General features: G+C 56.8%; 11 protein-coding genes. 4 read left to right on the forward strand and 7 right to left on the reverse strand.

Annotated elements, in window-relative coordinates:
* Positions 1 to 2: 2 nt before the first annotated feature.
* The 4 genes from AWR36_RS14800 to AWR36_RS14815 all read right to left on the reverse strand — a co-directional run bounded on the left by AWR36_RS14800 (position 3) and on the right by AWR36_RS14815 (position 2,892).
* A complete protein-coding gene (locus AWR36_RS14800; RefSeq protein ID WP_067086719.1) occupies positions 3 to 716 on the reverse strand; it encodes a DUF6064 family protein in 714 nt (237 codons plus the stop codon).
* A complete protein-coding gene (locus tag AWR36_RS14805; RefSeq protein WP_067086722.1) occupies positions 713 to 1,645 on the reverse strand; it encodes an aldo/keto reductase in 933 nt (310 codons plus the stop codon). The genes AWR36_RS14800 and AWR36_RS14805 overlap by 4 nt, the downstream gene beginning before the upstream one ends.
* Positions 1,642 to 2,064 (reverse strand): hypothetical protein, encoded by a 423-nt coding sequence (locus tag AWR36_RS14810; RefSeq protein ID WP_067086788.1) that lies wholly within the window; start codon positions 2,062 to 2,064, stop codon positions 1,642 to 1,644. Before AWR36_RS14810 ends, AWR36_RS14805 begins: the two co-directional genes overlap by 4 nt.
* 171 nt (positions 2,065 to 2,235) lie before the next feature.
* A complete protein-coding gene (locus AWR36_RS14815) occupies positions 2,236 to 2,892 on the reverse strand; it encodes a peroxiredoxin (RefSeq protein ID WP_067086725.1) in 657 nt (218 codons plus the stop codon).
* Positions 2,893 to 3,353: 461 nt separating this feature from the next.
* Between AWR36_RS14815 and AWR36_RS14820 the strand changes: the two genes are divergently transcribed.
* The 4 genes from AWR36_RS14820 (at position 3,354) to AWR36_RS14835 (ending at position 9,834) form a co-directional block, all read left to right on the forward strand.
* Positions 3,354 to 5,060: a VRR-NUC domain-containing protein gene (locus AWR36_RS14820; protein WP_067086729.1), complete on the forward strand. Its 1,707-nt coding sequence runs from the start codon at positions 3,354 to 3,356 to the stop codon at positions 5,058 to 5,060.
* A complete protein-coding gene (locus AWR36_RS14825; protein WP_067086732.1) occupies positions 5,057 to 7,609 on the forward strand; it encodes an ATP-dependent DNA helicase in 2,553 nt (850 codons plus the stop codon). Before AWR36_RS14820 ends, AWR36_RS14825 begins: the two co-directional genes overlap by 4 nt.
* A 74-nt stretch (positions 7,610 to 7,683) precedes the next feature.
* Entirely contained in the window at positions 7,684 to 8,478 is a 795-nt protein-coding gene (locus AWR36_RS14830) for a CLCA_X family protein (RefSeq protein WP_304437914.1), read from the forward strand.
* A 246-nt stretch (positions 8,479 to 8,724) separates the two neighbouring features.
* On the forward strand, positions 8,725 to 9,834 hold the full coding sequence (locus AWR36_RS14835) for a MipA/OmpV family protein (protein WP_067086739.1): 1,110 nt from the start codon (positions 8,725 to 8,727) through the stop codon (positions 9,832 to 9,834).
* 139 nt (positions 9,835 to 9,973) lie between these two features.
* Here the strand turns inward: AWR36_RS14835 and AWR36_RS14840 are convergent, their stop codons facing one another.
* From AWR36_RS14840 to AWR36_RS16395, 3 genes are all read right to left on the reverse strand, one after another.
* A complete protein-coding gene (locus AWR36_RS14840; RefSeq protein WP_067086743.1) occupies positions 9,974 to 10,966 on the reverse strand; it encodes a hypothetical protein in 993 nt (330 codons plus the stop codon).
* A gap of 167 nt (positions 10,967 to 11,133) precedes the next feature.
* A complete protein-coding gene (locus tag AWR36_RS16160) occupies positions 11,134 to 11,532 on the reverse strand; it encodes a hypothetical protein (protein ID WP_141398544.1) in 399 nt (132 codons plus the stop codon).
* A 105-nt stretch (positions 11,533 to 11,637) separates the two neighbouring features.
* Positions 11,638 to 12,167: hypothetical protein (locus tag AWR36_RS16395; protein WP_231745360.1), on the reverse strand; the 530-nt coding region annotated here is incomplete at its 5' end.

Here is a 12,167-nt window from a genome sequence, read left to right on the forward strand (position 1 = left end):
GATCAGTCTATTGCGTGTCCGTTTCTGTCAGAGGAGAGCTGCACCTCGCCACTACCGGTGGCGGATTTGCAACCCAGTGCAATGAGTATCATTGCGGTCAGGAATAGTAATGGTATTGCCCAGGGCAGCTGCAGGGCGAGAAGAGTGAGGCCGGACACAACGAGCCATAACAGTGGAATCATGGCAGCGAGCCACAGGGCGATACCTCTCAGTGAGTGAAGGAGCAGGCCCAGTGTGAACAATGCGGTAGGGTCCGGGTGAATGCCGAATACTTCCCCCTGCCACCGGGAATAGCCTGCCAGCGGTGCGATGAGCGGGTAGGCGATCAGGCCGAGCGCAGCAATCAATAACCCGAAAAGCCACCACTGCCGTTCGCCGGCAGCTTCCCCATCCAAACCAGGGCCGGTAACACCGATAAGCGCCAGAATGCCCGCCTCAATCCAGAAGGCCCAGCCGAGATAATGCCCTGCCCAGTTGAGTTCGGCATAGCGCTGTAGCAGGAATGCACTGCCTACAAAAATCCAGACTGGAGTAACCAGTAACAGAGCGAGCCGTTTCCGATGCAGTAGCGCCAGGACGAGGGCAGCAACTCCAGCAGCCAGTGCCAGAAGATGCAGGGGCCAGAGGGTCTCGCTGGTGCGCTCCAGCAGGCGCAGATAGATATCTGCTGTGAAGGGAATGAAGTCCTGCAGGCGATAGCTGGACCAGTCGTTCATAGGGACTCGATATAGCGTGCCATTCGCTGCCGGCAGTCCGCGGATGGCATCGGGGTATGGCCCGCGCGCATGTTCTCGTTGAGGTGCTCGACTTTTGTCGTGGCGGGAATCGCGCAGTGCACTGCCGGGTGACTGACAATGAATTTCAACAGGAAGTCCGCCCAGGTACGGCAACCGCATTCTTCCGTGGACCACTCGGGCACTTTTTCCCGCCGCTTGAGGCCCTTGATCAGGTTGCCGCCATCGTAGGGGCGGTTGGCGATCACGGCGATGCCGCGCTCGCGGGCCAGGGGCAGAAGCCGCGCTTCGACTTCCCGGTGGGTAATGTTATAGGTGAGCTGGGCAAAGTCGATGTCTTCGCTCGCCATGACCTGCTCGAACTCACGGTGGCGCCGCCCGTGGGAAGTGGTAATGCCGATGTAGCGGATCTTGCCGGCCGCCTTCATTTCCCGCAGGGCCGCCAGGTGCTCGCGCCAGTCATTCAGGTTGTGTATCTGCACCAGGTCGAATTCCTGTATGCCCCATCTTTCGGCCAGTTGGGCGACTTGCTCCCGGGCGGTGCCTCCCGCCGGGCTCCACACTTTCTCGGCGGAAAACAGGGAGTCGGGTTTGCCAAGTTTTTTCAGGGCATAGCCGATAACATCCGGCGCGGATCCATACATGGGGGAGGAGTCAATCAGCCCGCCACCGTGCTGAAAGAATGCCTCGACCACTTTGGTGCGTGCATCCAGCAGCTTTGGATCGTCGCCGACATTGAAGGTACGCCAGGTGCCCAGGCCGATCACCGGCAGCTGTTCGCCGCTGGCGGGAATGGACTTTTTGAAAAGGGGATTGCTGGCGGCCATCAGTGGGCTGCCGGGAAGCCAGAGTGAGGCAAGCCCGGCGCCAAGCAACTTCAGCGCCTGTCTGCGATTGCAGCGGTCTGTCATGGAACCTCCGGTTTGAGCGTGTCAGGGCGCCGGAGCGCAGTTCCCAGCAGCAGGACAAAGCATGCCAGCACAAACACTTTATTGACAAACCAGTTGGTGCGCCAGATTGTCCAGTCCGGATCTGACAGAAACCAGATGAAAAAGCCGACAATAATGGCGATCTCAATCACTGAAACAGCGATGGCCAGCCTGTAGGTGTAGCTGGGACGAGCCAGTAATGCCCAACCAAGCCAGATATGTATCAGGGGCCAGAAATCCCAGAAGACATGTGTGGCGATTGGTTCCGCAGTTGCCAGGGCAAAGCCGATCGGGAAGAGGTATTTAATGAAAATGGACCAGGCCGCGAGAATAAACAGGAAATGGGCGAGGAAACTGGTCCAGTGATTGGATGGGTTTTGACCGGGGGTTGAGTGGGGCATGTGAGAAGACTGCTCCATCAATAAATTCTGTCGGGTTGGAGCAGTGACGATAACCGGTTAGGCAGGGCGGCGAAAGGTTGCGCAACCGAGCGCGGGGAAAGCGTGGAAGATTCCGGTTACTGTTTTCCCCGGCCCGTGTATTTCGCTCAAACTGTATTCGGCCCGAAAGTCTTACTGGTTCGGTGCCTTGGTAAAGCGCAGGTAGGGCAGCTTGATATCCAGATCACCAAACTTTTCCTTCGCCTGCTCATCGTTGAGGCTGAGGGCAACAATCACATCCTGGCCCGGTGCCCAGTTGGCGGGTGTCGCAATCGGCGCTCCATCCGTGGCCTGTACCGCATCCAGTGCGCGCAGAATCTCCGCAAAGTTGCGGCCTACAGACATCGGGTAAGACATGGTCAGGCGAATTTTTTTGTCCGGCCCAATAATGAAAACGGTGCGGACAGTGGCACTGTCTGCCGGGGTGCGGCCATCGGGAAGGTAGGCATCGGCAGGCAGCATGTTGTAAAGCTTGGAGACTTTCAGTGATGTGTCATCAATGATCGGGAAGTTGGCGGGCGCACTGGCAAAGGCTTCAATGTCTTTCTGCCACTTTTTGTGATCCTCGACGCTGTCTACTGAGACTCCCATTACTTTCGTGTTGCGTTTCTCGAACTCTGCCGCGAGTTTTGCCACAGCGCCAAACTCGGTGGTGCAGACTGGCGTAAAATCCTTCGGATGAGAAAACAGGATCGCATAGCTGTCCCCGATCCAGTCGTGGAGGGAAAGCTTGCCGGCAGTGGAATCTGCCGTGAAGTCCGGGGCGGTATCATTGATGCGTAGTGACATAGATTGAAATCCTCCATTGATTATCATTGCACTTGTGAGTCCACTGCGTCTGGCTGCAAAGCCCGCACAAGTGGACTTGAGGGTATGTAGGTGGGGGCAAAAGATCAATGATCAACGCAGTGAATGAGCACGGAAGGTCTCCGCAGCGCCGCTGCATCTGGGTCCACGGCGGCTCGTGCGCCGCAGCCTCGATGCCGTCAAAAAAGCAACTTCACCGCAGATAAGCTCCCAGCTTTCCCGGTTAAGTTTTGAACACATCTCCTCTCTGGTGCTCGTCCTGTCGATGGCCGGACGGTCGCGCTGGCGGTTTGTCCGCGACCAGCGACTTCTGTATAAATATGCAGTATTCCCCTGATGAGAAGCGTGACCTTTGGTCGTGATTCAGTCCGCCCCTTTCGGGCGCTTTCAGGTTGCAAACTCAGCACATCCCGTAATCAGCCACGAACGATAAGCAGTAGAGTATGGCCGCCCCTGTTGAACTGGCCCCGGATTATTACCTGAGGAACTTCCAGGCCCTGGTGGACTTTGTGGTAAACCGCTACGAGCCGCTGCTATCCGCTCCGGAGCGGGAGTTCTATCGCACTTTCAAGGGGCTGGAGATCAACAGCCAACGGCTCTATGTGCGCTTGTTGTCCCGCAAGGGTGTGCCGACTTCAGCCGGGGCGCTGTTCCGCCAGAGCAAGCTGGCTTACGCCGAGATCGATGATCTGGCTGGTGCCGCAGAGCGGCTGGTTGAGGCGGGCCTGTTGTGGCGAAACCCGCCATTACCGCCCGCCGACCTCCTGCCTCTGTTCAGCAAAGCCGAACTGCTCGCCATCAGCCCGACGCCGCTGCCCAGGGGGCTGAAGCGTCAGGCCCTGGAGGAGCGATTGCTGGAGCAGGGCGTAGAGCAGTCTCAATTACTGGCTGGCCCGGCGGAACAGGAGTCGCTGCTGGCGGTGCAAGGGGCGGAGCACTTCAGGACCTTCAAGTTGTGCTTTTTTGGCAACTTGCGTCAGGACCTTACCGACTACGTATTACGGGATCTGGGGCTATACCGCTTTGAGGCCTATCCCCTGGATCAAGAATGCCTGCCTTTCCAGAGCCGGGCGCAAATCGAGCAGCACCTGCGGTACTACGAGTGCCTGGATGAACTGGAAAGTGCCCTGAACGACGGGGAGGAAGCGATTCTGGCGCTGGCGCAGCAACTGCCCCCCGGAATCGATGGCGATGCCACCCTACATCGGCGCCTGGACCGCCTGCGTCTGACACTGGCCCGACAATTGGAGCGACTGGAAGCATTGCAGGCTGCCGACCGGCTCTACCGGCAATGCCATCGCCCGCCCGCCAGGGAGCGCCGGGCACGCATCGCCGTCCAGCGTGGCGATATCGAATCCGGACTTGCCCTGTGCCGGGAGATCATCGCCTCACCCCACAATGAGGCCGAGCAGGTGTTTGCGGAGAGCTTTGGCTACCGCACGGCCAAGCGCGCAAAGCGCCTCAGGGACTGGCAGGCTCCCGAACGCTACCAAGCCCCAACCGAGACGGTCGCATTACCGCCGGCCCCGGAGCGCGTAGAGCTGATGGCCGCGGCCTTCCTGCAGGCGGCCGGATCGGAAGCGGAGGGCGGCTCGTCATCCGGCCCGGAACTGCACCAGTGCTTTTATGTAGAGAACACCCTGTTCAAAGGTGTCTTGGGGCTGTTTGTATGGGACATTCTGTTCGCGCCGGTCCCCGGGGCATTCTTCAATCCCTTCCAGGCGGCGCCGAGTGATTTTCGCACCCCTGACTTTTATCCATTGCGGCGGGCGGCATTCGAGCGGCGACTCAGCGAACTCAAGAGCGAGACCCTGGCGCAACGGGTGTGGCTGCACTACCGCGAGAAATGGGGCCTCGCCAACCCGCTGGTAGCCTGGGAGGCCCTCTCTGAACCGCTGCTGGAACTGGCTCTGGCCCGTATCCCCCCCGACCACTGGCGCCAGCTCTTCAGGCGCCTGCTGAACGATATCGAGCATCATCGCAATGGCCTGCCGGATCTCATCCTGTTCCCGGCGGCGGGGAGCTATGAGCTGGTGGAAGTGAAAGGGCCCGGTGATCGCCTGCAACAGAATCAGCAGCGCTGGCTGGCATTCTTTGCCCGTCACCAGATTCCGCACCGGGTGCTGCACGTCGAGTGGGAGCAGCCTTGAGCGAGAACAATGCCTCCACGGAGAGCGCAGCGCTAGCACCCGACCTCCCCGTTGATGGTGACTTCCCGCCCGTCCGGATTTCAGTGGGCGAGCTGGTGGCGTTTGCCTGCCGTCGCGGCGACCTGGTGGGCGACCGGGCTGGCGGGCCATCGGCGCAGGAGGGCATCCGCGCCCACCAGCGGCTGCAAAAAAAGCGCCCGTCTGGTAGCGAGGCTGAATATCCATTGCAGGTGGAGTGGCGGTGTGACGGGCAGGCGGTAGTGCTCAGCGGTCGGGTGGATATTCTGCATCCGCAAACGGATCTGCACCGGCCGGTGCTACTTGAAGAAATCAAAACTACCTACGTCCCGCCTGAGCGTTTGCCGGACAGTGCGCGAGCGCTGCACTGGGCACAGCTGAAGGTTTACGGCTTCTGTTACCTGCTGCAGCAGCGGGATGAGAGGCAGAAGACCGCTCCCGACGACCGCCACATTGCCCTGCAAATGCTGTGGTACAACCTGAAGGAGAAGAAAACGTATCCAGAGCTGCGGGAGTTCAGCTGGCACGAGCTGGAGGCCTTCACCCGGGCAGCGCTCAGGGAGTACCTTGACTGGCATCGACGCTGGCAGCAACACCGGGATCAGGTGCGCGCAACGGCCCGTTCGCAGGCATTTCCGTTTCCCGAGTATCGTGATGGCCAGCGCCAGCTGGCGGTGGCAGCGTACCGCTGCATGCGCGACGGCGGCGAACTGTTGGTGGAAGCGCCCACCGGCATCGGCAAAACCGTCAGCACCCTGTTTCCGGCCATCAAGGCGCTGGGGGAAGCGGAGGTAGACCAGCTGGTGTACCTGACTGCGAAGAATTCCGGTCGGCAGGTGGTGCGGCAAACAGCGGCGCGGCTACACGACAACGGGCTGGCGCTCTCGGTGCTGGAAATCCAGGCTCGTGACAAAACCTGTGCCTGTTCCCTGGGATTGTGCAGCCGCGATGAAGACAACGTCTGCCCCCGCACCCGGGGTTTTTTTGATCGCCTCCCTGAAGCGCGACGTCAGCTCCTGGGGCAACCGCTGCTGACACCGGAGGTAGTGGCGGACGTGGCCGATCACCTGCAGTTGTGCCCGTTTGAATTATCGTTACAGATGCTGCCGTGGGCAGATCTGGTGGTCTGTGACTTCAACTATGTCTTCGATCCACTGGTCCGGTTGAATGTTCTGCAGGATCAGCGCCAGCGGCGGGCGCTGCTGGTCGACGAGGCCCACAACCTGGGCGATCGGGCCCGGGGGATGTTCAGTGCACCATTGAGTCGTGCCGACAGCCGGCGCGCAGCCGCAGCCTGCAAGGGCCAGCAACCGACGTTGCGGCGCGCTATCCAGTCGCTGGTGCGGGCGCTGGACAAATGGGTCAGCGAGCAGCGCGATGCGGGTGGACAGGCGAGGGCAGGGGATAACCCGGATATCGAACTGTGGGTGACCCGGTTGTCCGAAACAGAAACCCGTCCCGCGGCTGTAACCCGCGCGGCGGAAAAAGTCGCCACAGTAGTGAGCCAGCTGTGGGAGCAGTCCCAGGCGCCTCCGGAGGCGATTGGAGACTGGCTCAAGGCGCTGTACCGCTACCTGTGTATTGAGCCGCTGGCCGCAGAGCAGCATCGTTGCCTGACCCGGGTGCAGCACCGGGATGCGCCATGGCAGGAGCAGCAGTTGAAACTGTTGTGCCTGCACGCCGGCGGTTACCTGCAGCAGGTCTATCAGCAGTTCCACGCGCTGATCGCATTTTCCGCCACGCTGCGGCCTCCGAACTACGTCAGGCATCAGCTGGGCCTACAACCACAGTCACCTTACCTGCAATTGCCCTCGCCGTTTCAGCCGCAGCAGTTGGGCACTTTTCTCTGCCCCTATGTGGACACCCGTTACCGTGCCCGCGACCGGGCGACCGACACGCTGGTGGATATTATTGCTCGCGTCTATCAGAGCCGGCCCGGTAACTACCTGGTGTTTTTCCCCTCCTACCGCTTTATGCAGCAGGTTGCGGAGCGTTTCGCCGAGCGGTTCCCGCAGCTAGACCTGGTGCAGCAACAATCCGGGTCCAGTGAAACGGAGCGCGCCGCTTTTCTGCAATGCTTCACTGCGGGCCGGCGCAGCCTGGGGTTCGCGATTATGGGCGGGGTGTTCGGCGAGGGCGTGGACTATGTGGGGGAACAGCTGGTAGGCACCATTGTAGTGGGCGTGGGCTTGCCGCAGATCAACGAGGAACAGGAGTTACTGCGCGAGACTTACGATGCACTTGATGGCAGCCAGAGTGGAGCGGGCTTTGACTTTGCCTACCGCTACCCGGGTATGACCCGGGTGTTGCAGACCGCCGGTCGGGTGATTCGCACGGAGTTGGACCGGGGCGTAGTCATCCTGGTGGATCGCCGCTTTGCCGAGCCTTTTTATCGGGACCTGTATCCCGAACACTGGCGTGTGCAGGCCTGTGGCGATGGCGAGGCTCTGTCGAGCGGGCTCGGCCGTTTCTGGGCGGAGACAGCTGATGTCGATCCCGCTGGCCACACTTCGCCCATTGCTGCACAATGACTGCCTGTATCGATATACAGCCACAGGCAGAAACCCACTGATCAAAGCATCGGCTTAGCGCCGCTCAGGTTATCGTGTTATCCCGACAGTTTTACCGCCGCGGACCCGATCATCGGGGCCAACAACCGGTCTCCTTTGCTGACGTGAGGAGAACTTTCGGCTTCCGTTCCATCAGTATCGGCCGCTGGGTGACGCGGGAAGAACGCGATCGTGCGGCGGGTCTTTTCTATGACGCCCTGGCTGATTTGATGGCGATATTGAATGGACCGGAATTTCTGATCTCCCTGCGGGGCAGCCTGGCTTTTCAGTACGGCATTGGTGGGCGCCCGGGGATCTCCGCCTTTTACGAGCCCTCGGCCAGGAGTTTTTCGCTGGCGAAAAATGCCGGCCCAGGCTCGATTGCGCACGAATGGTTTCACGCCCTGGACCACTACCTGGCCGGAAAAGCATTTATGGATGCCCCCGGGCGGATGTTTGCGTCCGAGGCCTGGCTACGGGATGCGACCCCGGTGCCCCATCCCCTCAACGATCGCCTGTATGCCTGTTTTCGCAGCATCATGCTGGATGAGGAGGGGGAAAACCCCAGCGAACTGTTCCGCGTCTCCAGCCGGGTCGACAAGGCCAATGGCTGCGTTTATTACAGTGAGCCGGCGGAATTGTGTGCCCGGGCTTTTGAGGCGTTCGTTCAGGATGCAGGCATTGGCAATAATTTCCTGGTTTCCGGCACCAAGGCCACCGCCGAAGCGAAGGCCGGGCTCTACCCGACCGGTCGCCAGCGCGAACGCATCAACGCCGCATTCCGTGCATATTTCTCTGCCCTCGGCAGCGCCCTGCGGACAGTGGCGGAGCGGGCGCAGCGGGAGCCCTGACCGGGCCCACGTGCTCCGCGAACCTCCGGGCGTTTCCCGAAATTTCTCCGGCAGTTTCTTGTTCTTGCGGTCTGGTTCCCCATCCACTGCTCGAGATCGGGCATAGAGACATGCTCTTGCTGCTTTTTTTTGGGTTGATGATTCGATGATCAATACGCCGCAGACTGCTGTCAGCGTTAATCGTTGTCATCTACTATTCGGGAACGCACGTAAAGTAATGATTAATGTCTATGGGGACCATGCACCATGAAGATAGTCGGCGTTGCACTGCTACTGACGTTGCTGTTCAGGCTCTCGCCAGCCATCGCCGCTGAGATCACCGTGCGGCTGCAAAATCCTCCTGCTGAAGGGTCGCTGGTAATACAGGTTTATGACAACGCGGATGCCTTTGGTGATTTCCGGCGCCCGGTGCGTGAAGAACGCTACGCCATCCAGGCAAGGGAGGCGTACGTAATCTCCGGCGCCCCCGCCGGGCAAGTGGCCGTATTGGCCTATGTGGATGAAAACAACAACCGTGCGCTGGATCGGAGCTTTATCGGTATTCCGCGCGAGCCCCTGGGGCTTTCCAACAACTACCAGCCGAAGGGTCCGCCCAGCTTCCAGCGGGCCAGCTTTCCCGTCTCAGAGGGGCAGGCCAATTATGTGGACATCGAGCTGTACTCTGTTCTGGGCGATTCCGGGCAGTGGGGCGTGGGCCTGGGCGCCGTCGGCCGGAGTAGCCCGTATGTAGGCTCCGATACCAGTGTGGTGCAGGTGATTCCCGCCATTACTTATTTCGGTGAGCGCCTGCAGTGGGTTGGCCCCAACCTTCGCTATGGTATCGCCGGCAGTGACAGGCTGCGCCTGGCCGTAACCGCTTCATACCGGGTCGGTGCCTATGAGGAGGACGACAGCCCGAACCTGGAGGGTCTCGGTGACCGGGATTCCACCGTGATGCTCGGCCTGGGGCTGATCTATGAAGGGCCTTATGGCATCGAGGTGGATTTCGGCTACCAGAATGATGTGCTGGATAATGTCGGCGGGGGAGGTATTGCGGCGGCCAGCGTCTCCCGTGGCTTCACCTTCGGCAATGTCCGCCTGAACCCCGTCGTGGGGGTCAACTGGATCAGCAGCAGCGTCGCCGACTATGACTTCGGGGTGCCGCAATCTGCAGCGCTAGCCGGCAGGCCGGCTTATGACGTGGGCAGCAGCGTCACTGTCGAAGCGGGAGTAGGCGCCCTTTGGGAGATTACGGAGAACTGGCGCGTGGCGCTGAACGTTGCCTGGGAAAATCTGGATAGTGAGATTACTGACAGTCCTATTGTCGATGAGGACTATGTGATCAAGGGTTTTACGGCAGTGACGTATACGTTCTGACCGAGCCCTATATACAAAATGCCTGCATTTTGCTGCCCATCGGGCGGTAGATGCAGGCATTTTTTATTTCTGCTCGATGCAGAAGCTTCCTGAACAAAGCCCGTCAAAAAAGCGCAATGATAAGCTAGGAAAGTTGGGGTTATAGATAAATCTCCAAAAGCTTTTTTGTCATCTCTTCCCGGTCAATCTCAGACATATAATATTCATTTAGGATAATTTTAAATGCAGCATTCTGGTAATAATTTTCGAACACTCCCTTTTCTTTCATGATGATTTGATGTTGTGCACCTAAATCTTGAAGAGCTTCACGGACAGCCAGTCCGCAAAGGTAAAACATTGCGGCATGCCAGAGATGTGCGGGAGGCTTGACACCCATTTCTTGAGCTCGCTTGTAAATCGATACGCGGAATCCTGAATTCCTCGAAAAGAGTAAATGGGAACTTTCATGGAATACAAATTCAACAAAAATTGTCGATAGCATAAGTGGGTCTATTGTTGATATCACTATGTTATAAGCGTCAGGAGAGTATGCGCTGGCCCAGTTGCCATAAGTAGAAAGGTCGACCCTGACGGTGCCCTCCCATCTGGCGCCGGATAATTCTTCCATCTTGCTTATGACTTTATTTTGGGAGTTTTTAATAAAGGCTATATAGCTGTCAAATGTTACTTGATTTTGTTTGCGATGATTTTTCCAAAACTGATTATCATACAGGGGGCGAAGCTGATTTAATTTCTCGGTGAAGGTTTTAGAAAGTGAAAAGTCTGAAATATCAGAATTGACGGGCTGCTTTTGTAGCCATTTGAGGACTCTTCCCGAGTCAAATAAGCTCTGGTCGATAATATTCGACCTATAAAACTGTATGCCATCAAGGAGTAAGGCTTTATCCTTTGGTGACATGCTGGAAATGATTGAGTTATCTCCAATGTCCCTAAAATCTAGTCCGTCTTCCTGCAACTTATTTCTCTGTCGCTTGCTGGCCTGCTCGTAAAAAAAGTGATGAAGGTTGATCCAGAAGTTATTATGGAAGGCGAGATGTTCCGTTTTGTAGATCAAGTCGGAATCAGATTTATCCGCTGCAGATGCAGCGATGGCGCAGGATAGTCCAAAAAGAAATAATAATATTGTTCTCATTTTTGATTCTACATTTTCAGGAAAATGTACAGGGTGTCTACTAAACGTGGGTAAGTCTTAACAATAACGCCTTGCCCACGGGCCGACTGAAGCGCAGCGTAAGGAGGTCCGGGCCGCCGCGCAGTGGCGGCTGAAGTGCTGCAAATTGTTATGCATTTTACCTAAATTCATTTTAGCCGGATTAGCTCTTTGGCATTTATCTCTCTATATTTACCATAGACGTCACAATTAATAGTTTTCGAAGATTTTAACTCACACATAATTGTCACTTCACCTTGGTCTTTACCATTATCGCAAAATCCGCCAGTGCCACTTAAAAGAATAACCTCTTCACTTTTGTATTCTATATATGCCGGCTGGTAACACCGAGTAGGGTCCGACTCGATCGCTTTATTTGAATAATAAGTAGAAAGTGAACCTACTTTATGATTTACGCAAAGCGTAACTATATTTTCATATTCTCCAATTTCTGCTGTCCAACACCCCACAGCGTACTTATCTTCACCAGAATGGGCCAACAACGGAATTAACAGACATACGACAAATACGGAGAATCTATATTTCATACTAGGTATCCTATGACATGCATAACGCCCGCAGCTGCGGACGACTTGTAGCGACGAAGGAGCGGAAAGGCGTTCCGACAGCCTGCGCTTGTTATGGTTGGCAGCCTAGATATTAACAACTGACTCATAGAAATAGGCTACTGGCTTATTAGAGCGCATTATTACGAAGCCTGTTCTGGTTTCAGAGCCTCCGCGTTCTTTAAAGTTTAGAATTATATCTTTGGGCTTAAGTCTCTTGGCAAAGCAGGAATATATCGTATTCCGGCCTTCGAGAAGATCAATTGCATCATGAATGTATGACTCTTCTTCGCTATGTAGTGGCTTGACCCTAGACATTAGCTCAGCTTCTTTGGATAAATTCTTTAAGGATGACTGGAGAATTGCCTCAAATGCAATCGGCTCACCGTATTCAATGGACCCGAAGTCACCAAACTGTCTTTCGTTGAAGCTTTCGCCATGGCAATTAAATGCGTCTGCATATAGAGATGAGCTAAATAAATACAAGACTATCAGGATAGAAAGTGATCTCATCTTAGTGACCATAACGCTCGGTTTAGGGGCGGCTGGAGCGTAGCGTAGGCCGTCCCAGCCGCGTCTTTCGCGGCGATTACAACCGCTTGTTATGCGTGATAGCT

It is taken from the genome of Microbulbifer flavimaris (genome assembly GCF_001641755.2).
Classification (GTDB): Bacteria; Pseudomonadota; Gammaproteobacteria; order Pseudomonadales; family Cellvibrionaceae; genus Microbulbifer; species Microbulbifer flavimaris.